The sequence below is a fragment of the Hyphomicrobium sp. DMF-1 genome, assembly GCF_027886585.1.
GTDB classification, from domain to species: Bacteria; Pseudomonadota; Alphaproteobacteria; order Rhizobiales; family Hyphomicrobiaceae; genus Hyphomicrobium_C; species Hyphomicrobium_C zavarzinii.
Genome location: NZ_CP115706.1, coordinates 1,686,251 through 1,706,126, shown reverse-complemented (window position 1 = coordinate 1,706,126; position 19,876 = coordinate 1,686,251). Strand labels below are relative to the sequence as shown.

17 protein-coding genes are annotated in these 19,876 nt (G+C 63.8%); 8 read left to right on the top strand and 9 right to left on the bottom strand.

What is annotated here, in order from left to right; translation table 11 throughout:
* Positions 1–47: 47 nt before the first annotated feature.
* Positions 48–1,628 (top strand): bifunctional aminoglycoside phosphotransferase/ATP-binding protein, encoded by a 1,581-nt coding sequence (locus PE058_RS07595; RefSeq protein ID WP_271030271.1) that lies wholly within the window; start codon positions 48–50, stop codon positions 1,626–1,628.
* A gap of 71 nt (positions 1,629–1,699) precedes the next feature.
* Positions 1,700–1,963 carry a hypothetical protein gene (locus PE058_RS07590; RefSeq protein ID WP_020087034.1) on the top strand — a complete coding sequence of 88 codons (264 nt, stop codon included), beginning with the start codon at positions 1,700–1,702 and terminating at the stop codon, positions 1,961–1,963.
* A gap of 91 nt (positions 1,964–2,054) precedes the next feature.
* Here PE058_RS07590 and PE058_RS07585 read toward each other — a convergent pair whose 3' ends face one another.
* The 4 genes from PE058_RS07585 to PE058_RS07570 all read right to left on the bottom strand — a co-directional run bounded on the left by PE058_RS07585 (position 2,055) and on the right by PE058_RS07570 (position 9,822).
* Positions 2,055–3,410, bottom strand: coding sequence for a globin-coupled sensor protein (locus PE058_RS07585; RefSeq protein WP_020087035.1), 1,356 nt, complete (start codon positions 3,408–3,410; stop codon positions 2,055–2,057).
* A 459-nt stretch (positions 3,411–3,869) separates the two neighbouring features.
* Positions 3,870–5,213 (bottom strand): oxygen-independent coproporphyrinogen III oxidase, encoded by a 1,344-nt coding sequence (gene hemN / locus PE058_RS07580; RefSeq protein WP_020087036.1) that lies wholly within the window; start codon positions 5,211–5,213, stop codon positions 3,870–3,872.
* A 118-nt stretch (positions 5,214–5,331) separates the two neighbouring features.
* Positions 5,332–8,508: an efflux RND transporter permease subunit gene (locus PE058_RS07575; protein WP_271030270.1), complete on the bottom strand. Its 3,177-nt coding sequence runs from the start codon at positions 8,506–8,508 to the stop codon at positions 5,332–5,334.
* Positions 8,509–8,628: 120 nt separating this feature from the next.
* Positions 8,629–9,822 (bottom strand): efflux RND transporter periplasmic adaptor subunit, encoded by a 1,194-nt coding sequence (locus PE058_RS07570; RefSeq protein WP_020087038.1) that lies wholly within the window; start codon positions 9,820–9,822, stop codon positions 8,629–8,631.
* Positions 9,823–10,115: 293 nt separating this feature from the next.
* Here PE058_RS07570 and PE058_RS07565 point away from each other — a divergent pair, with 293 nt between their 5' ends.
* The gene (locus tag PE058_RS07565; RefSeq protein ID WP_020087039.1) at positions 10,116–10,661 is read left to right on the top strand and encodes a TetR/AcrR family transcriptional regulator; all 546 of its coding nucleotides are present in this window, start codon (positions 10,116–10,118) and stop codon (positions 10,659–10,661) included.
* A gap of 18 nt (positions 10,662–10,679) precedes the next feature.
* On the opposite strand, the gene PE058_RS07560 is transcribed toward PE058_RS07565, so the two are convergent.
* Together PE058_RS07560 and PE058_RS07555 are read right to left on the bottom strand one after the other, a co-directional pair.
* Positions 10,680–11,069, bottom strand: coding sequence for a DUF930 domain-containing protein (locus PE058_RS07560; RefSeq protein ID WP_271030269.1), 390 nt, complete (start codon positions 11,067–11,069; stop codon positions 10,680–10,682).
* A gap of 128 nt (positions 11,070–11,197) precedes the next feature.
* Positions 11,198–11,404 (bottom strand): hypothetical protein, encoded by a 207-nt coding sequence (locus PE058_RS07555; RefSeq protein ID WP_271030268.1) that lies wholly within the window; start codon positions 11,402–11,404, stop codon positions 11,198–11,200.
* A 114-nt stretch (positions 11,405–11,518) separates the two neighbouring features.
* Between PE058_RS07555 and PE058_RS07550 the strand changes: the two genes are divergently transcribed.
* Positions 11,519–13,042: a hypothetical protein gene (locus tag PE058_RS07550; RefSeq protein WP_271030267.1), complete on the top strand. Its 1,524-nt coding sequence runs from the start codon at positions 11,519–11,521 to the stop codon at positions 13,040–13,042.
* Between the two features lie 15 nt (positions 13,043–13,057).
* Here the strand turns inward: PE058_RS07550 and PE058_RS07545 are convergent, their stop codons facing one another.
* A complete protein-coding gene (locus PE058_RS07545) occupies positions 13,058–14,221 on the bottom strand; it encodes an SH3 domain-containing protein (protein WP_271030266.1) in 1,164 nt (387 codons plus the stop codon).
* 378 nt (positions 14,222–14,599) lie between these two features.
* Here PE058_RS07545 and mog point away from each other — a divergent pair, with 378 nt between their 5' ends.
* A complete protein-coding gene (gene mog / locus PE058_RS07540) occupies positions 14,600–15,127 on the top strand; it encodes a molybdopterin adenylyltransferase (RefSeq protein WP_020087044.1) in 528 nt (175 codons plus the stop codon).
* An 11-nt stretch (positions 15,128–15,138) separates the two neighbouring features.
* Here mog and PE058_RS07535 read toward each other — a convergent pair whose 3' ends face one another.
* Both PE058_RS07535 and PE058_RS07530 read right to left on the bottom strand, forming a co-directional pair.
* Positions 15,139–15,735, bottom strand: coding sequence for a UbiX family flavin prenyltransferase (locus PE058_RS07535; RefSeq protein ID WP_271030265.1), 597 nt, complete (start codon positions 15,733–15,735; stop codon positions 15,139–15,141).
* Positions 15,732–17,267 carry a UbiD family decarboxylase gene (locus tag PE058_RS07530; RefSeq protein ID WP_271030604.1) on the bottom strand — a complete coding sequence of 512 codons (1,536 nt, stop codon included), beginning with the start codon at positions 17,265–17,267 and terminating at the stop codon, positions 15,732–15,734. Before PE058_RS07530 ends, PE058_RS07535 begins: the two co-directional genes overlap by 4 nt.
* 116 nt (positions 17,268–17,383) lie before the next feature.
* Here PE058_RS07530 and ubiT point away from each other — a divergent pair, with 116 nt between their 5' ends.
* The 3 genes from ubiT to ubiV are packed head-to-tail and all read left to right on the top strand — an operon-like array spanning position 17,384 to position 19,863.
* Complete coding sequence (gene ubiT / locus PE058_RS07525; RefSeq protein WP_026868195.1) at positions 17,384–17,944, top strand: ubiquinone anaerobic biosynthesis accessory factor UbiT; 561 nt, start codon at positions 17,384–17,386, stop codon at positions 17,942–17,944.
* Positions 17,945–17,964: 20 nt separating this feature from the next.
* Complete coding sequence (gene ubiU / locus PE058_RS07520; protein WP_271030603.1) at positions 17,965–18,942, top strand: ubiquinone anaerobic biosynthesis protein UbiU; 978 nt, start codon at positions 17,965–17,967, stop codon at positions 18,940–18,942.
* A gap of 21 nt (positions 18,943–18,963) precedes the next feature.
* Positions 18,964–19,863 carry a ubiquinone anaerobic biosynthesis protein UbiV gene (ubiV, locus tag PE058_RS07515; protein ID WP_020087049.1) on the top strand — a complete coding sequence of 300 codons (900 nt, stop codon included), beginning with the start codon at positions 18,964–18,966 and terminating at the stop codon, positions 19,861–19,863.
* Positions 19,864–19,876: the final 13 nt, after the last annotated feature.

Sequence of the window (19,876 nt, the reverse complement as noted above, 5' to 3'; positions counted from 1 at the left end):
CGCCAATGACGCTGCCAGGATAGTGCACGAAAATCCGGAGCCCTGTGATGCCGAGACAGCGCCGACCTCAAGATCTCGCGGGATCGGACCGCGAAGAGGCAGAGGTGATCGCGTTCCTCTCCGATCCTGCCTCTTATCCCGGCCGCCCCGGGCAGGTGGACATCGTTGAAACGCACGCCGCACGTATTTTTCTCGCCGGCCGCCAAGCTCTCAAGATCAAAAAACGCGTCACCCTTCCGTTCCTCGATTTCTCCACCTTGCCCAAGCGCCGCGCCGCTCTCGAACGGGAGCTGGAGCTCAATCGCGATCATGCACCCGAGATCTACGGCGGCGTGTCCGCCATCAGCCGCGGACCGGACGGCCGCCTGACCTTTGGCGAGGGCACCGTGGTGGACTATGCGCTGGTGATGAACCGGTTCGAGCAGGAGAACCTTCTCGCCCGCATCGCAGCCGAAGGTCCCCTGCAGCCCAAGATTGCGCGCGAGCTGGCGGACATGGTAGCCCGCTATCACCGGACGGTTCCTCTGGCCGGCGGGACGTCCGGCGGGGCCGTGATGCTCGACACCGTCGGTCAGCTCGCCGCTTCGCTGACAGACGCGGCGCCGCCCTCCTTGTCCGCTCTCATGACCACTTTCGCCGAGCGGAGCCTGACCGAGCTGGCGCGCATCGCGCCCCTGCTCGAAGCGCGCGGAGAAGCCGGGCACGTTCGCCGCTGCCATGGCGATCTTCACCTCGGTAACATCGTTCTGCTCGAAGGACGCGTGGTGCCCTTCGACGCGCTGGAGTTCGACGAGCGCCTCGCCTCCATCGATGTGCTCTACGATCTCGCCTTCCTGCTGATGGACCTCGATGTCCGAGGAGACCGGCGCGCCGCCAACACCGTGCTCAACGCCTATGTGTCGGCCGAACCCACCGGCAGCGAGATCGAAGGGCTCGCAACGCTCCCGCTGTTCCTCGCCACCCGCGCCGCCGTGCGCGCCCTCGTCTCTCTAGAAAGCGCACTTCAGAAACCCGAAGGCGAGGACGAGGCGGACACAGCCCGCGCCGCCCGTTACGTGACGGCCGCCAACGCTTACCTCGCGCCCGGGCAGCCCATGCTGCTCGCCGTGGGCGGCCTCTCGGGAACCGGAAAATCAACCCTCGCCGCAGCTCTCGCGCCGCGCATCGGCCCCGCGCCAGGCGCGCTCGTGTTGCGCACCGACGTCGAGCGCAAGCGCATGTTCGAGGTGCCGGAAACCGAACGGCTCGCCGTCGAGCACTATGGAGAGCAGGCCTCAGACGACGTCTACGCCGTGCTCTACGCCAAGACAGAGCGGGCACTCGCGGCGGGCCACGCCGTGATTTTCGACGGCGTGTCGGCCAAACCGGCCGAGCGCGAGAAAATATCCGCCATCGCCGCCAAGCTCGGCGTCCCCTTCACCGGGCTATGGCTCGACGCGCCTCTCGAAATTCAGATTACCCGCGTCGAAGCCCGCAAGGGCGACGCTTCTGATTCCAATGAAGCCGTCGTACGCGCCCAGGCGGAGCGCGATCTCGGCCCCATCACTTGGACGCGCATTGATGCTGGCCAGTCACCGGAGCACACCTTTCAACAAGCCCTCGCTTTGCTGGGCTTGCCTCAGCCTTGATCGCACGCAAAGCGTCCAAATTCTCCGGCTCCTAACTTGCGGATCATGTAATCCGCACAATCGGGGACCCGATGAACCATCACCATCGCAAAGTGCTTCACGCCATTTTCAGCCATCCCGTCAACGCCAACATCGACATGAAGGAGATCGAGCACACCCTCGAGGCGCTCGGAGCCGAGCTGGAGACGAAGTCGGGCAGCCGCCTCGGCATCTCGCTGAACGGCCACAAGATCGCCGTTCAGCATGTCAACCACAGCGTTCCCAAGGAAGAGGTCATTCAGATCCGGAAGTTCCTCGAGACGTGCGGCGTCGCCGCCGCCGACTATCCGGTCTGACATCCGCCAAGAGTATAAAAGCAAGAAAGCCGCGCCGAGGTCACATACCTCAGCGCGGCTTCTTCTTTTTCTTGACTGCACCGGGCCCGCCTTAGGCGGCGCGGCTGCTTCCCATCACACTCTCGGCCGTCTTGCGAAGCTCGGCCGCTTGTGAGCCAAGCCGCTTTGCCGCCGCCAGCATCTGGGAGGCCGCCGACCCGGTCGAAGCCGCGGACGTGGAGAGCCCTATTGCATTCGAAGCGACGTCCGACGTCCCTTGCGCCGCTTCCTGAACGTTGCGAGCGATCTCTGTGGTTGCAGCGCCCTGCTCTTCCACGGCGGACGCGATCGTCGTCGCGATCTGATCCATCGATTTGATGATGCTGCCGATATTTCCGATGGATCCCACGGCATCCGCCGTCGACCCCTGGATCGCGTTGATCTGCGCTCCAATCTCTGCGGTTGCCTTAGCCGTCTGATTAGCCAGAGACTTCACTTCCTGCGCGACGACTGCGAACCCCTTGCCGGCCTCGCCAGCCCGCGCGGCCTCGATGGTGGCATTGAGCGCGAGAAGGTTAGTCTGCCGCGCGATGTTGCTGATCAGCTCGACGACATCGCCAATTTTCTGAGACGCCTGGGATAGAGCGCGCACCTTTTCCGAGGTCTCGTCGGCCGTCATCACCGCACGTCCCGCGATTTCCGTCGAGCCCGCCACCTGCCGCGAGATTTCCTTGACGGAAGCGGACAACTGGTCGGCCGCGGCTGCCACCGTGCGCACGTTGGCCGAAGCCTGCTCTGCGGCCGTCGCGACGGCCGACGTCTGATCCGTGGCCGAGCGCGCCGATGACGCGACGGACTCGGCCGCCCCTTCGAGCTCGTTCGCCGTATGCGCCACCGAGGTCGCCATGGAAACCACGGCGCCGGCGAGCGTGCTCAGCTCGCGCCGCCCCGCTTCGAGGTAGACCGCGATCGCGAGATCCATGTCGAGCATCGCGGCTTTGATGACCGCACTTTGGAGAGCGAAGCGCTTGTCCTGCACAGGCGCCGCCTTGGCCTTCCAGTCCAGCGCTCCCTGGCTCGCCCGCGCCTGCGGCATGCGAAGCATGATCGCTTCCAACAACCCATTTACCAGCGCGTTGTAGCCGCCGATGTACCACCGCGGATCAAGACCGATACGATGGTGCGTTTCGCCGATACGCTTGATGGACGCCTCATAAACGCCGTCGAAGTTTCCATCGAGGATCGTCTGCCAGTGCCTCAACTGCGCGTTCTTCGCGCCCGTCATGAGGTCCCGCGTCTTGAAGAAGGCCGCGGTCTCGGGAAACTTCGCAAGATGCGTGTAGAAGACGTCCAGCACGCCGGGCAGCTCCCGCGATAGAAATTCTTTGTTCTCCCGGAGCAGGCGCCGCGCCTCCTCGTCTATCTGATTGAACGAGAGTCGCGCTGTCATCGAAGCGTCGGCGGTCATGATCTGTCTCTTTTTCCTCGAGAGCTGGAGCGGCATGCTTACGTCCGGAGATGTCGGGGTCCCCATCCCCCTGCGCACACAAACAGCGCAGTTAAAAACACAACGTACATAATTTAATGAAAAACGCGGATCCTATATAAAATAACAAACACAGGTCATTTACATCCCCATTTCCGTACAAATTCGACTGAGTCGGACTCGCGCACAAGAGGCCACGATGCAACGGCGCCTTCTCCGCACGACGCTCATTTCATCACTTGAGAACTCGGAATTTCAACGGGGAAAGAACAGAACAACCGCAGCGGATGCGTTGCGCTTCGACGCAGCAATGCCGCATGACAAAGCGCACGCCGGCCATTGTTTCAAGAAATACGCTCCATAGCTTTCAACAAGCTTACAAAGCTAAGCCGTACAAAAATAACAAACGCAACAGGTAGAAATACGCGCGACGCCTTTCAATTAGACAGCGAGGGCATGGCGGCGCTGCTTTACCTCCGCTGAAAGGTAGGGATCGAAACGGGCGCAAACCATGCGGACGAAAGGCCGTCCTTTCTCGGTGACCCGCAGCCCATCTTCGTGAAGATCCACAAAGGCGTCAGCATCATTCCGCGCCAAATCCTCGGCCTCACGGCGAAGCTGCTCGACACCCGCTCCAAAGCGGCGTGCGAGATCCGGCCAGGAAACGGAAAACTCACACATGAGCTGCTCGATGAGCGACGCGCGCATCTCATCGTCCCCATGCATCGCATGTCCGCGTGCCGTTGCGAGCCCGTCCGTACCCACGCGGCGCCCGTAGTCATCCACCGCGACCGCGTTCTGCGCGAAGCCCTGCGGCAAGCGCGAGATGGCCGAGGCGCCAAACCCGAGCAGGGCATCCGCCTGGTCGGTCGTGTAGCCCTGAAAGTTCCGCGCGAGACGGCCGGTCGCGAGATGATCGCTGGGCCGGGCGAAGTGATCGATGCCGAGTTGCGCATAGCCTGCATCGGTCAAGTGGCGGGCGATGAGCTGCGCTTGCGCGAAGCGCTCGACCGGCCCCGGCAGAGTGCTCTCGTCAATCAGCCGCTGATGCTTCAGCCGATCGGGGAGATGCGCATACCCGAACACGGCGACGCGGTCGGGGGCAAGCTCCAGAACCTGCACCAGCGTCCGCGAAGCGCTCTCTTCGGTCTGGCGCGGCAAGCCGTAGACGAGATCGACGTTGATGGAACGAATGCCGCGCTCCCGGAACAGCCCAACGGCCTTGCTCGTGGTCTCGAAGCTCTGCATCCGCCCGATGGAACGCTGAACCGCCATATCGAAGTCCTGAACACCGATCGAGACACGGTTGACGCCGATCTCCGCGAACGCGTCCGCCTGCTCCTCGCTGAGCAGGCGCGGATCGATCTCCACCGCGAACTCGGCCGTCGGCGCAAACGAGAACTGGCCGCGCATCAAGGTTCCGAGGCGGCGGATGTCGGCCGGTTTCAGAATATCCGGCGAGCCGCCTCCCCAATGGATATGGGTGACGCGATGCCCGGGTGGCACGAGCGCGGCCGCCGCCTCGATCTCCGCGAAAAGGGGGGCGAGATAGTCGCCGACCGGCGCGTAGCGCTGCGTCGCCTTGGTGCTGCACCCGCAATACCAGCAAAGCTCGCGGCAATAGGGAATGTGCACATAGAGCGAGAGCGCGGCATCCTGCGGCAGCTCCCCGAGCCACCGGCGGTAGTCCTCCGCCGTCACCGCCGCCGAGAAGTGATTGGCGGTGGGATAGCTCGTGTAGCGCGGCACCGGGGCAGCGTAGCGTTTGATGAGATCAGGCGTCATAAGCGGCCTCGTCGAGACTCCCCGCCGAAGCAAGCTCCAGCCGTTCTCGAACCTAGCGCCTGATGCGCCCCCGTCCTTGCTTTAGATCAAATCTGCCAAGCGGCACGCCGGGCCCGCCTCACTCGGCAGGCGACGGCGCATCCTCTGCGGCCGCACGCCGCCGCCGCAAACCGAGCCCGGCCAGCCAGCGGCAGACCACGTAGAACACGGGCGTGAACACCAAGCCGAACACCGTGACGCCGATCATGCCAGCAAACACGGCCGTTCCAAGCGCCTGACGCAGCTCAGCACCCGCGCCCACCGCCCACACCAGCGGCACGACGCCGAGAATGAAGGCGAGCGACGTCATCAGAATGGGCCGCATTCTGAGCCGTGAGGCTTCCGTTGCGGCAGCGAACCGGTTCTTCCCCTGGCCTTCGAGCTGGTGCGCGAACTCCACGATCAGGATAGCGTTCTTCGCGGCAAGGCCGATCAGAACAATGAAACCGACCTGCGTGAGAATGTTGTTGTCCTGGCCCCTGAGGATAACGCCCGTAATTGACGCGATGAGGCTCATGGGCACGATCAGGATGACGGCCAGCGGCAGCATCAGGCTCTCGAACTGCGCCGCCAGCACCAGGAACACGAACACGACGCCGAGCGCGAACGCGAAGGCCGCGGTGTTTCCGGCCCGGATCTGCTGGAACGCGAGCTCCGTCCACTCGTAGCTGAAGCCTTGGGGTAGCGTCTCCGCCGCGATCTTCTCCATGAGATCGATGGCCTGGCCTTGCGAATAGCCGGGAGCCGCCGAGCCGTCGAGCTCGGCCGCCGGATAAAGGTTGTAGCGAGGAACGCGAGACGGGCCGGAAATGTCCTGAACCGTCGTGAAGGTGCCGAGGGGCACAGCATCGCCCGCCGAGTTCCTCACACGGATATTCAGGATGTCCTTGGCGTTCGTCCGAAAATCGCTGTCCGCCTGCGCGGTGACACGGAAGGTGCGCCCCAGCAGGTTGAAGTCGTTGACGTAGGCGGAGCCAAGATAGGTCTGGAGCGCCGTGAACACGTCCGTGACGTTGACGCCGAGCATCTGCGCCTTGTCGCGGTCGATGTCGAGGTAGAGCTGCGGCGTAGAATTCTCGAACATCGAGAACACCTGCTGCAGCCCCGGCGTCTGGTTCGCCTTCTGCATCATGGCGCCGACGGCCTGCTGGAGCGCGGCGGGACCTGCCCCGTTGCGATCCTGGATCATCATGCGGAAACCGCCCGCGCTGCCGATACCGCGCACGGGCGGCGGCGCGACGACGAGCACCATCGCGTCCTGGATGGTCGAGAACTTCGCGAGCAAGGCCTTCTGGATCGCCTGCGCCGACTGGTTGGGATCACGCGCGCGCTCGTCGAACGGCTTGAGTACCACGAACACCGCGCCCGCGTTTGGCGCGTTGGTGCGCGTCGCACCCGAGAAGCCAACGATGTTGACCGCATGCGCAACGCCCGGAACCTCGAGCGCGAGTTCAACCGCGCGCCGGTTCACCTCGTCGGTACGCGCCAGCGACGCGGCGGGGGGAAGCTGCGTCACGGTGATCAGGTAGCCGCCGTCGAGCGCTGGAATGAAGCCCACGGGCGTCTTGCGGAACTCGTTCATGCCGAACGCAATGATGCCCGCGTAGACCACCAGCATGACGACGGCGAGCCGCACCAGCCTTGCGACGACCCACGAATAGCCGCTCGACAGCTTGTCGAAGCTCCAGTTGAACGCACGGAAGAACGCATTGATGGGGCGCATCAGCAGGCTCTGCTTCTGATGGCCATGCGCGTGCGGCTTGAGCAACAGCGCGCAGAGCGCCGGCGAAAGCGTGAGCGAGACGATCAGCGAGATTACCGTTGCGCCCGCAATGGTGAGAGCGAACTGGCGATAGAACTGGCCCGAGATGCCCGTGATGAAGGCCGACGGCACGAACACCGCCGACAACACCAGCGCGATGGCGATCAGCGCAGCGCCCACTTCCTCCATCGTGCGATAGGCGGCCTCGCGCGGGCTCATCCCGTTCGCCATGTTGCGCTCGACGTTCTCCACCACGACGATGGCGTCGTCGACCACGATGCCGATCGCGAGCACAAGGCCGAACAGCGACAGGTTGTTGAGCGAGAAGCCGAACGCCGCGAGCAGGAAGAACGTGCCGATCAGCGACACCGGGATCGCCACGATCGGGATGATCGCCGCACGCCACGTCTGCAGGAACAGGATCACGACGAGCACCACGAGCACCACCGCCTCGAGGATGGTGTGCACGACCGCATCGACCGACTGCTGGATGAACTCGGTCGGATTGTAGATGATCGCGTACTCGAGCCCGGCGGGGAAGCTCTTCGACAGCTCCGCCATCGTCTGCTTGATCTTCTCCGCCGTCGCGATCGCATTCGATCCCGGAAGCTGGAACACGCCGAGACCCGTGGCGGGCACTTTGTCGAGATAGGAGTTGAGCCCGTAGTCGAGGGCCGCCAGCTCTACCCGCGCCACGTCCTTCAGGCGCACCACGGCCGAGCCCGACTGCTTCACGACAATCTGGGAGAACTGATCGGGGTCGGCTAAGCGCCCCTGCGTTTGAACCGAGACCTGGAAAGCCCCTGGCTGCGCCAACGGCGGCTGGTTGAGAATGCCCGCTGCGACCTGCACGTTCTGCCGTTGCAGCGCCTGAACCACGTCGTTGGCGGTCAGGGCGAGAGATTGCAGACGATCTGGATCGAGCCAGACGCGCATGGAGTAGTCGCGGCTGCCGAACACCGTGATCGAGCCGACGCCCTCGATGCGGCTCAGCACATCCACGACGTTGACGCTCGCATAGTTGGAAATGAAGAGCGTGTCGCGCGATTGATCCGGCGAAAGCAGATGCACGACCATCATCAGGTCGGGCGAAGCCTTCGCGACGGTGACGCCGATGTTGCGCACATCGGCCGGCAAGCGCGGCTGCGCGATCGCCACACGGTTCTGCACCTGCACCTGCGCGGTATCGAGGTTGGTGCCGAGATCGAACGTGACCGAAATCGAGAAGCGCCCATCCACCGTGGAGTTGGACGAGATATAGAGCATGTGCTCCACACCGTTGATCTGCTGCTCGAGCGGCGCCACCACGGTAGAGGCCACCACCTCCGCGCTCGCGCCCGGATACTGCCCGGTCACGTTCACGACCGGCGGCGCGATGTCCGGATACTGCGCGATCGGGAGCCGCCCCAGCGCGACCGCACCGATAATCACGAACACGATCGAGATCACGCCCGCAAAAATCGGCCGGTCGATGAAAAAGTGCGAAATGCGCATGGGAGGTTCCCGCTGCTCGGACTGGAGGCGGCAGGGCGGAACGCGCCCGCCGGAGTGAATTAGGTGCGATGCAAAGCCAACGCCCCGTTCCGCAACCGGCGAGATCGCGGGACGGAAGGATCAGTTGGTGCCGACAACCGTGCCTTTGCCATCGCCGTTGGAAGCCGTGGCCTGCTGGGGCGAAACCTTGGTGCCCGGCCGCACGCGCATCAGCCCGTTGACCACGACCGTGTCGTCGGAATCGAGGCCATCCGTGATAACCCGCATGCCGTCGACCACGGATCCCAGCGTCACGTATTTCGGGTTGGCGACATCATCCGGCGAAACCGCATAGACGAACTTGCGCACCTGCTCCGTGCCGATCGCGCTGTCGGGAACGAGCAACGCCACCGCGGGCTTCGAAACCGCGATCTGGATGCGGCCGAACATGCCGGGTGTGAGCTTGCCGTCGGGATTCCTGAATTCGGCGCGCCCGCGGATCGTACCCGAGGACCGGTCGATCGCATTGTCGACGAAGTCGATCTTCCCTTCGTGGACGAAGTCACGCTCGTCGATCAGTTTGAGCTTCACGGGGAGTGACATGCCCCTGTTGCTCGACGTCGCGGCCGCTTCGGTCGCAGCGCGCAGGTAGCGAAGGTAGGACGCCTCATCCATCGTGAACTCGAACCGGATCGGGTCGACGGACACCACGGTGGCCAGCAGCGTCGTGTTGCCCGCGGTCCCGCCGGTCACGAGGTTTCCAACCGACACGCGCCGATCGCCGATACGCCCGGAAATGGGGGCCTTGAGCTCGGTGAACTGCAGATCGAGTTCGGCCTGCCTCTGGGCGGCCTCCTGCGCTGTGACCGAGGCCTCCGCCACGCGCTTGGCTTGGGTACGCTGGTCGAGCGTCTGCTGCGTGATGGTCGTTCCGCGGATCAGGCTTTCGCCGCGCTTCAAATCGCTTTCGGCGAACGCGAGGTTGGCCTCGGCCTGCTCGCGCGCGGCCTTGGCCTGCGCCAGCGCGGCCTCGAACGGGCGACGGTCGATCGTGAACAGATCGTCGCCTTCCTTGATCATCTGACCGTCGGTGAAATGGATCTTGTCGAGATAGCCCGAGACCCGCGAGCGGACCTCCACGAAGTCGTAAGCCACGAACCGGCCCACGTACTCGTCGAAATCGGACACGAGCTTCTTGACTGGCTTGGCAACCGTTACCTTGGGAGCGGGAGGCGCTACCGCCTGGGCGTTGGGCTGCGACTCGCCGCACCCGGCGAGGAGAAGAGAAAACAGAACGGTGGCCGCGGCGGCGGGGCGAAAACGACGAGGCAACATATGCCCTCCAGCGCTCAAACGAGCGTTTCGATCTTGTTTCAGATCAGCGACCGTGGGCAAAACAAATTGCACCATGAGCCGAAATTCCTAGAATCAGACTACGTGCTTTGCGGTGCGGGATTGATCCGTTGGCAAAGCTGATCTAAGTATGATAGGCGTTACTGACCGGTAACACCCTGCTAGCTACCGATCGGTAACATGACAGTCAAGGGGCAATGAGCAGAACGTTGGTCCAGACCCGACAAAATGACGCGGGTGCAACTCCGCCTTCGCTACCTCCGCGAGAGCGGATTATGGCGGTTGCACGTGATCTCTTCTATCGGCACGGTGTTCATACTGTCGGTGTGGAGCTCATCGCCGAAGCTGCTCAGACTAATAAGATGACGCTCTATCGTCACTTCAAGTCGAAGGACGATCTTGTCGTCGAGTATGCCCGCCAGCTTGCCGCCGAAGGCGATGCGGTCTGGACGAAGCTCGCCGAGGCGTTTCCCGACAACCCCGAAAAACGCCTCTGCGCCTGGGTCGACCACGTCGAGGAGATCCTGACCAACCGGTTCGAGCGCGGCTGCGCCCTGGCAAATGCGGCCGTCGAGCTACAGGCCGCCCATCCCGCACGGGCGGTGATCGAAGACTACAAGCAGCGCAAGCGCGATCATCTCGTAAGGCTCTTCCAGGATGCCAACTACCGCGATCCCGAGGAGCTTGCGGACGAAGTTTTTCTTCTATTCGAAGGCGCCCGCATCAGCATTCAGTGCGGAGGCCGAGGCCCCGCCTCTCGCGTCGTAAAAATGCTGCGCGATCTCCTCGCAACGGCTCCGCGTGTCAGCGAAGGGCCGTGACGGCCTCCCGGCAACGGATCACTTCCACAATCCCACCTCTTCCCAAGTGTCCGGCGGAATCTCCTTGCCGAGCTCGTAGGTGAACGCGATGGCCTTGAGCTGATCGCTCGAAACCGTGCAGTCGAATTTCAACTGATACCAATGCTTGTTGGAGCGGACGGCAGCTCCCTTCGCGGAGACCACGTTTCCATCGAACGCAGCGCGCTTGAAGGTGTCCGGCATCAACCGGTCGGCCTGCGACAGACGCTTGTCGCGACGCACCGTATCGAGTCCCTTCACAACACAAACCTGGTGAGCACGCTCTTCCGGATCGAGCTTCATCAGCGATTTCTCGAGCGACCCTGCGCGAGCTGCCTCGCATGTGCCAAACGCCGCGACGACCGAAAGAATGACCACGAACTGCCGCAAAATACTCCCCCTCACCCCAACGCGAAGCCAGAGCCCAAGGAGCAAGCAAATGTGTCATCATTGCGTAACAGTTTGTTACGACGCCAACATCTGGTTCGAGCACGGAGGGTGGAGCACAACGCCAAGTGTCACCGACGTCGGATCCGATCTTCCAAGCTTTCCCTGAATCCGCCGTCTTCTGCTTGATGTTCGAAGGAGCCTCTGTCCCCCCGGCGCTCGTCTGCCTCCTCGAGAGTGGCGAGCTTATCGATCATCCGCCAGGGCATAGGACGCTGCACGATGGCATCGTAATAGCGGCGCAGCTCCCCGCCCAAATGTTTGAGCATCTCCGTCATGGGCCTAGAACTTGTGGGAGAGGAGGAGGTTCCATGCGTCAGGGTACACTTTTCCCTGCTCGCACCGTGGGTCCCCTGTCTATATCTCTAGAGTAGACGGGGAAGGACTCACACATGACGGACGCGACAGGATCGAGCTGGCAGCGGCTCGGCCAAAAGCTGGAAACGGCGCTCCTAAATCCCATTCGTGCGTTCCGTCCGCGCTACCTGCCGCTGCTGATGGTTTACTTCGCTTACGGCGCCCTCGGCATCGTCACCATCGCCGAAAGCTTCTGGATCAAGTCTGCACTGACACTTTCCGCGTCTGAGCTGGCGGCACTCAGCGTGTGGCTCACGCTGCCTTGGACCATCAAGATGGTGTTCGGAGAGCTCGTCGACGCAGTGCCCGTGTTCGGCTCCCAGCGCCGCGCCTACGTGCTGATCGGCGGCGCCCTCGTGGCTCTCGGCCTTCTCACGCTTGCAGGGGCCGCGGGCGGCTGGCTGACCTTCGCCACGCCGCCTGATCTCTACCGCATCGGATCGTTCCTGAGCGTGGTCGGCGTGGTGTTGCAGGACGTGACTGCCGACGCCATGAGCACCGAAGTCGTAGATCGCGAGAACCCGGACGGAACACCGCGCGCCCCGAAAGACATCAACCGCGATCTCGGCATGGTGCAGGTGCTGGGGCGTCTTTCGCTCTCGCTCGGCATGGTGGCGGTGGCAGGTCTCGCGGGCTTCCTGGCGAGCGTCTTTTCCTATGAGACCGTCTTCCTCTGTGGCCTCGTCATTCCGCTGATCTCCATATCGGGCGCGCTCCTGATCGACATCAACACCGCCGAGACCCGGCCTGTAGACTGGCGCATCCTGGGCGGCGGCATCGCCTTCGGTAGCGCCGTCTTCGTGCTCGCCATCACCGGCGTTCCCTACAGCCAGGAGGTGGTGTTCCTCGTGTCGATGGCCGTGGTGTCCGCCATGCTCTGGCGCGTCGTCAGCGATCTCGATCCCGAAACCAAGGAGAAGATCTTCTACGCCGCCCTCATCATCTTCGTGTTCCGCGCGACGCCGCTCGTCGGACAGGGCTACACCTGGTTCACCATCGACGTGCTCGGCTTCGACGAGGCATTTCAGGGAACGCTGAACCAGATCGGCGCGCTGCTGGCTCTTCTCGGCACCTGGGTGTTCTCGGACGCCATCACCGGCCGGCCCATTCCCGTCGTGCTCTTCTGGCTTACCATCGCCGCGACGGTGCTGACGCTGCCGAGCCTCGCGCTGACGCTCGGCATCAGCCAATGGACGGAAGCGACGTTCGGTTTCGGCGCGCGCGCCATCGCCATCATCGACACCGCCGCATCATCGCCGTTCCTGCAATTGAGCATGATCCCATTGCTCACGCTCTGCGCCATCTACGCGCCGGAAAAGCGCCGCGCCACGTGGTTCGCTCTGATGGGCTCTCTCATGAACCTCGCCCTAGTCGCCGGCGCCCTGCAGACGAAGTACCTCAACACGATCTTTGTCGTCGATCGCGGCTCCTACGAAAACCTTCCCTTGATCCTCGGCACGGTGATGGCGATCGGCCTGATCGCGCCGCTGACGGCGATCCTGCTGTTCGGATATCACTTGAACGGAGGGAACGGGCGACCTCCTGTGCGGCAGGACTGACCGCAGGCGCGGGCGTCAGCGCTGGTTCGAGCCGTAGAGGGGACTGGACGATCCGACACGCGTCCCGTCCTCGGCGAGATAGAAGCTGTTCACCCAGCCCTTGATCTCGCCGTAGCGGATCGGACACCAGTCTGCCTGGCACTGCCCGGTGATCTCGACGCGCCGCCCCGTGGCGGGAATGCCCGCGATCGAAGCATGGGTTTCCGAGGGTCCGCGCCGCACGTTGAGAACGTCGCCCCGGCTGACACCCCGCACCTTGTAGAGGGACGGCGTGATCACTGACGTCATCGCCACTTGCTGGCTCTTGCCTGCGCGCCCCTGGGCTTTCTCCTTGTCAGGAGCCGCACGCGTCTGAGCCGCTCGGTCGGAGGAGGCGCCAGCATCACCGGCCGGCGGAAGATGAGCGACGACGACAGGCTTCTTCACGGGCTTGGCGTGCGGCGTCGCGGCCTTCTTGGCCGGAGGGGCGCTCGCGCTCTTGTAGTCCTCTTTGACGGTAACAGCCGGTGCCGAGGCATCAGGCGGTCCGGAGGCGACAGGCGCCGGCGACGTCGCTCCGTGACCACGGTCCGCATCGAGGAAGCCCGCTCCACCAATTCGCATCGCGGGAGCTTCGACGCGGCGCTCCGGCGGCGCTGCAGTCACGCTTGCGACCACGGCCGGTTTCACCTCGGCAGGCGCCTGCGAGGGAACGGTCTCGCGCGCTTGCTCAACTTTCTTGACAGGCGGAGTAGCAACAGGCGCCGGGTCTGCATTCGCGACTACGGCCGGGGCCGAGACGGGCTTCTCCGGCGTTCCCCGCTCGACGAGCGTTGCCGTCCCTGTCTCGCCGTCATCGATCTTGCGCCAATAGATGCGCGAGCCTTCCTGCGTGATCGTGAGGCAGCGCACCTGCGCATCGAACCAGCGGAACCATTTGGTGCAGAGCTTGTCCGCGTCCACCCACCAGCGACCGCGATCCTTGCGCGAGCCGAGAATGGGCGCGAGCGCGCCTGCTTCCGCAGCGACAAGACCGTCGCTTCCGAAACGGATTGGAAGTGTCGTGCCGAGCGGGGTATCGATCTCGACCAGAGAGCCGGACACGGCCTCTTTCAGCGCGTCGTTTGCAAGAGGCACGGGCTCCGCGAGTGCGCCCGTCGCCGCCGACAAAACACTTATGACGATGAACGGCCTGAGCAAGAAACGACCCTAACGCTACAGTACCCGACGGATGAGCCCTCTTCCTCCTACACGAGTGTGGCAGGAACAGGGTTGTCTCCCAGTCTTACGGCCTCCGAAAAACAAAGCGTGCCAAAGCTGTGCGACGTAAAGCTCGCTGAGCGCTCCTCGGCAGACCACCCTAATCATTAGGGGGGCGAGTGTTACCGTGAGGTAAAGAACCCCCTCCACAGGCCACCCAGCCGCTCCCCTCCGAAATACTGTTTCTGAGCACATAAAGGTCTGGCTGCACGCCCGGAAACGCCAACGACGAGATACGATTGACCCCGGTCTAGTGGCCCGGCTTTCCTGCATGATAGTCGCCTCCGAAGGCGGTCTTCGAGAAGGCGGAGTGAGCACATGACGGCCAAGATAGGAGTGGTGACGGTGTCGGACCGCGCCAGCGCGGGCACCTACGAGGACAAGGGCGGCCCTGCCATCGTCGAGGTGCTGCGTGAGATCCTCCTCTCGCCTTGGCAACCCGTCATGCGGCTGGTTCCGGACGAGCGCACACGCGTCGAAAGCGCCCTTATCGAGCTGGCGGACCGGGAGCAGTGTGGCGCCATCTTCACCACCGGCGGCACGGGACCTTCCGCCCGTGACATCACGCCCGAGGCGACCGAGACCGTCTGCGAAAAAATATTGCCCGGTTTTGGAGAGCTGATGCGCGAGCGGAGCCTGGCGCAGGTGCCAACCGCGATCCTCTCGCGCCAGACAGCCGGCATCCGCGGCAGGACGCTGATCGTGAACCTGCCTGGCCGCCCCGCTTCAATCCGGCTCTGCATGATGGCCGTGTTCCCCGCCATCCCCTATTGCATCGATCTGATCGGCGGGCCGCGCCTGGAGACTGACCCCGAGAAATGCCGGGCCTTCAGGCCGCCGTCCTGAAGCGAGCGGCGTCAGCCCGGATAGGCCGACTGCTCGCCCCCCGTCCACGGCATGGCCAAAGGCGCCATGTCGAGCCCCAGCAGATCGATGGCGCGACGGGCGATATGGTCGATGATCTCCTCTATCGTCGTCGGGCCGTGATAGAAGGCCGGCACCGGCGGCAGGATGATCCCCCCATACTCCGTAACGGAAGCCATCGCGCGAAGGTGGCCGAGATGCAGGGGGCTCTCCCGCGCAATAAGCACCAGACGGCGCCGCTCCTTCAAATGAACGTCCGCCGCACGCGTCAGCAGATTGTCGGAAATTCCCGATGCGATCGCGGACAGCGTCCGCATCGAGCACGGCGCAACCACCATGCCCGCGCTGCTGAAGGAGCCGCTGGCAATGGAGGCGCCGATGTCCCGAATATTGTGGCGCAACGTCGCCATCCGCTCGAGCCGCCCCAGCGCATCGCGCCCCGCTTCCTGCAAAAGCGTCCGCTTCGCCGCATCCGACACGACGAGATGCAGCTCGACATCCGGAACCGCGGACAGAAGCTCCCCGATGCGGATTGCGATCTTAGCCCCCGATGCGCCACTGACCCCGAGCACCACGCGTGCAAGCTTCATGAGTGTCCTCCGATAGATGAGCGGGCTCCCTCGCCGGTTACATCGAGCCCCAACCGCTTCCACATGGCGTCTACGCGCGCGGCAACGGCGGAATCCATGGCGAGCACGCGCCCCCACTCCCGATCCGTCTCGGCTCCGATCTTGGTCGTCGCGTCGATGCCGAGCTTGCCCCCGAGCCCCGAGACGGGCGATGCGAAATCCAGATAGTCGATCGGCGTCCGCTCCGTGATCATGAGATCCCGCGACGCATCCATGCGCGTCGAGATTGCCCAGGAAATGTCGCGCCAATTGCGCACGTCGATATCCTCGTCCACCACGACGATCACCTTGGTGTAGGAGAACTGCGGCAACAGGCTCCACAGCGCCATCATCACCCGGCGGGCCTGCCCGGCGTAGCGCTTACGGATCGAAACGATCGCCATGCGGTAGGAGCAGGCATCGGGCGGCAGCCAGCAATCCACCACCTCGGGCACCTGCCGGCGAAGGATGGGAATGAAGAGCTCGTTCAGCACCTCGCCGATGACGGACGGCTCGTCCGGCGGCCGCCCGGTGAACGTGGAAAGGTAGATCGGATCGGCCCGCGTCGTGATGGCCGTGACGCGGAGAACGGGAAACTCCTCGATCGCGTTGTAATACCCCGTATGATCGCCGAACGGCCCTTCGGGCGCAGTCTCGTGCGCGGAGACAAAGCCCTCGATCACGATCTCCGCATCCGCAGGCACCGCGAGAGGAACGCTCACGCACCGCGCGAGCCGCGGCCTCTCCCCGCGCAGAAGGCCGGAGAAGCGCAACTCGGACATCGTCTCCGGCAAGGGCAGCACCGCCGAGAGAATGGTGGCCGGATCGGCACCGACGACGACCGCGATCGGCATCTCACGCCCCTCGTCGCTCCACAAACGATGATGCGCGGCCCCGCCCCGATGCGCGAGCCATCGCACGATGGCTCTGTCGGGCCCGAGTACCTGCATGCGGTAGACGCCCATGTTATAGCGCGAAAGCGAGTCATCGCCCGGAGGGCGCGTGATCACGAGAGGCCAGGTGATGAGCGGAGCCGGCTCCCCCGGCCAGCACGTCTGCACCGGAAATCTGTCGAGCGCGATATCCTGCCCCTTCTGCACACGGGATTGCACGGGCGCGCGTCGCACGAAGGAGGGCATCATGCTCATGGCTGCCTTGAGCATTGGCAGGCGATCCAGCGCATCGCGATAGCCATCGACCGGCTCGGGCTCACGCAACGCGCTCAACAAGCTGCCGAAAGCCCGAACACGCGACGGCTCGATGCCGAGCCCCCAGGCCACACGCTCGCCCGTCCCGAAGAGATTGGCGAGCACAGGCACATCCGAAGCAGAGCCATCCGCAAGGAGAGGGCGCTCGAACAACAGCGCCGGCCCACCCTGCTGCAAGACGCGACGGTGTATCTCCGTCATGTCGTGCACCAGCGAGACCGGCTCGGTGACGCGCTTCAACGCGCCCTTTCCGTCGAGATAGCCGAGAAAGTCGCGCAGAGTGCGGAAACAGGCGAGATCGCGCATAGAAATGGGCACTCCAGGCTCCGTCGCACGCACTAAACACTGCCTCCCACCGTCAAGTTTGATCTGAGTTAAGTCACGACTCCTCGCCTCCTCTAAAAGGCTCCACGGGAGGCGACATGCAGGAGCAGGCACCGCAGCAGGTTTTACGCTTACCGGGTTTCGTTGCATGGGCGATGCGCCCCTTGCCTCTGTTGCCCCTGGAGATAGCCCTCGGCCGTCTCGTCAAAGGAATAGTCGCGCGTCACCCCGAGCTGGTCGGCAGGTTGAACGGAAGCGAGTGGCGTTGTGTAGCTGTCGATCCGAACGACCTGCCGTTCGTCATCCTGCTCGATATGCGCGAGGGAAGTCTGACCTTGAGGCTGGCCCGCACGCTCGACAGCGAGACGGCCCACGCGCGCATCTCCGGTCCCCTGATCGCACTGGTCGGCCTCGTCGACGGCGTCTACGACGGTGATGCTCTGTTCTTCTCGCGCGATCTCGTCATCGAAGGCGACATCGAAACAGTTCTGGCCCTGCGCAACGCAATCGACGATGCGGACATCGGCCTCCTGCGCGAGACTGCAGCCCTCCTTGAACCCTATGCCGCGCCCTTCGATCGCGTGGGGCGAAGTGCCATCGCCGTCGTCCGTCGCACTCTCGGCCTTGGCGGCGCGGAGCATCGAGGAAACGCATCGTGAAGACAGAAACCCGACGCCCGCTGGAGCTGGTATGCCCGGCAGGCACGCCATCCGCGTTGAGAGCTGCCATCGAAGCCGGTGCCGATGCGGTCTATTGCGGGTTCCGCGATGAAACCAACGCGCGCAACTTTCCGGGCCTGAACTTCAGCCGCGAGGAAATGAAATCCTCCATCGGATACGCTCACAGCCACGGCGCCAAGGTGCTGATCGCCGTGAACACCTTCGCGCGAGCGGGCGACCTCACGCCTTGGCTTAGCGCCATCGACGATGCGGCAACCCTCGGCGCCGACGCGGTCATTCTCGCGGACATAGGCCTCATGAGCTACGCCGCGAAGAACCACCCTGGCCTCCGCCTGCACCTCTCCGTGCAGGCCGCAGCCGCGAGCTCGGATTCCATCAACTTCTACGTCGAAGCCTTCGGCGTGAAACGCGTGGTTCTGCCGCGCGTTCTCAGCGTTCCCGAAATCGCGGCGGTGACGCGCAACGCGTCCTGCGAGACGGAGACGTTCGCGTTCGGCGGGCTCTGCGTCATGACCGAAGGACGCTGCTCGCTCTCCTCGTATGCCACCGGGCAATCCCCGAACATGAACGGGGTATGCTCCCCCGCGAGCCACGTGAGCTATCGTCAGGAAGACGGCGTCATGGTCGCACGCCTGGGAGACTTCACTATCAACCGCTCGTCTGCGGACCAGCCCGTAGGCTACCCCACGCTCTGCAAAGGCCGCTTCAAGACCGGCGTCGGCGAAGGACACATCTTCGAGGAGCCGGTGAGCCTCGATGTGCGGCAGCTTTTGCCTGCGCTTCAGAATGCGGGCGTAACCGCCATCAAGATCGAAGGGCGCCAACGCAGCCGCGCCTACATCAAGGCCGTCGTCCACGCTTTCCGCGAAGCGCTCGATGCCCTGGCAGACAAGAGAAGCGTACCGATCAGCTCGCTCGCCCCGATCACGGAAGGACAAAGCGTGACCGGTGGCGCCTACGTGAAGACCTGGCGATAACCAGAAAGAGGACGCTCGCGCATGTCTCGCACGACACTCACGCTAGGCCCCCTTCTCTACAATTGGCCGGCCGCAGACTGGCGGGATTTCTACGCGCGCATCGCCGACGAGGCACCTGTCGACACCGTCTGCATCGGCGAGGTCGTCTGCTCCAAGCGCCAGCCCTTCTACGCCGACGTGATCCCCGAAACCATCGAGCGGCTGGAGCGCGCCGGAAAGACGGTGATCCTGAGCACCCTGGCGCTTCCGACGCTTGACCGCGAGCTTAAATATTGCGGCTCGCTGGCGCGCGAAGCCTCGCAGATGATCGAGGTCAACGATATCTCGACGATCCCCGCACTCGCGAAACGGCCACACGCGATCGGGCCGTTGATCAACGTCTACAACGAGGCAGCCGCCGCCTTTCTCATCGCAGGCGGAGCGGCGCGCATCGCTCTGCCGCCGGAGTTGCCGCTCAAATCCATCTCCGCCATCGTCGCGGCCGCCCGGAACGCGGTCATTGAAGTCTGGGCGTTCGGGCGCATTCCCCTCGCAATCTCCGCGCGCTGCTATCATGCCCGCCTGCACGGAAGAACCAAAGACTCCTGCCAGTTCGTCTGCGAGCAGGACCTGGACGGCCTCGATGTCGAAACGCTCGACGGAGAGAGATTCCTTGCCGTCAACGGCGTGCAGACGCTGTCCTACTCCTACTGCAATCTGATCTTCGAGGCGCGCCAGCTCGAGAGCCTCGGCGTCTCAGCCCTGCGTCTCTCCCCCCATACCTGCGATATGGTCGCCGTCTCGCAGATTTTCCGCGACGTGCTCGACGGCATTCGCGAACCTTCGCACGCCATGCGGGCGATGCGCACCATCTGCTCCGACGCCGCCTTCTCCAACGGCTTCGTGCACGGAACAAACGGCGCGCTCTATGTTCTCGAGTGAACCTGGGATCTGA

Coding starts and splice junctions, on each gene's coding strand:
- PE058_RS07595 (WP_271030271.1), top strand. CDS start 48: ATGCCGAGACAGCGCCGACCTCAAGATCTCGCGGGATCGGACCGCGAA.
- PE058_RS07590 (WP_020087034.1), top strand. CDS start 1,700: ATGAACCATCACCATCGCAAAGTGCTTCACGCCATTTTCAGCCATCCC.
- PE058_RS07585 (WP_020087035.1), bottom strand. CDS start 3,410: ATGACCGCCGACGCTTCGATGACAGCGCGACTCTCGTTCAATCAGATA.
- hemN (WP_020087036.1), bottom strand. CDS start 5,213: ATGACGCCTGATCTCATCAAACGCTACGCTGCCCCGGTGCCGCGCTAC.
- PE058_RS07575 (WP_271030270.1), bottom strand. CDS start 8,508: ATGCGCATTTCGCACTTTTTCATCGACCGGCCGATTTTTGCGGGCGTG.
- PE058_RS07570 (WP_020087038.1), bottom strand. CDS start 9,822: ATGTTGCCTCGTCGTTTTCGCCCCGCCGCCGCGGCCACCGTTCTGTTT.
- PE058_RS07565 (WP_020087039.1), top strand. CDS start 10,116: ATGGCGGTTGCACGTGATCTCTTCTATCGGCACGGTGTTCATACTGTC.
- PE058_RS07555 (WP_271030268.1), bottom strand. CDS start 11,404: ATGACGGAGATGCTCAAACATTTGGGCGGGGAGCTGCGCCGCTATTAC.
- PE058_RS07550 (WP_271030267.1), top strand. CDS start 11,519: ATGACGGACGCGACAGGATCGAGCTGGCAGCGGCTCGGCCAAAAGCTG.
- mog (WP_020087044.1), top strand. CDS start 14,600: ATGACGGCCAAGATAGGAGTGGTGACGGTGTCGGACCGCGCCAGCGCG.
- PE058_RS07535 (WP_271030265.1), bottom strand. CDS start 15,735: ATGAAGCTTGCACGCGTGGTGCTCGGGGTCAGTGGCGCATCGGGGGCT.
- PE058_RS07530 (WP_271030604.1), bottom strand. CDS start 17,267: ATGCGCGATCTCGCCTGTTTCCGCACTCTGCGCGACTTTCTCGGCTAT.
- ubiT (WP_026868195.1), top strand. CDS start 17,384: ATGCAGGAGCAGGCACCGCAGCAGGTTTTACGCTTACCGGGTTTCGTT.
- ubiV (WP_020087049.1), top strand. CDS start 18,964: ATGTCTCGCACGACACTCACGCTAGGCCCCCTTCTCTACAATTGGCCG.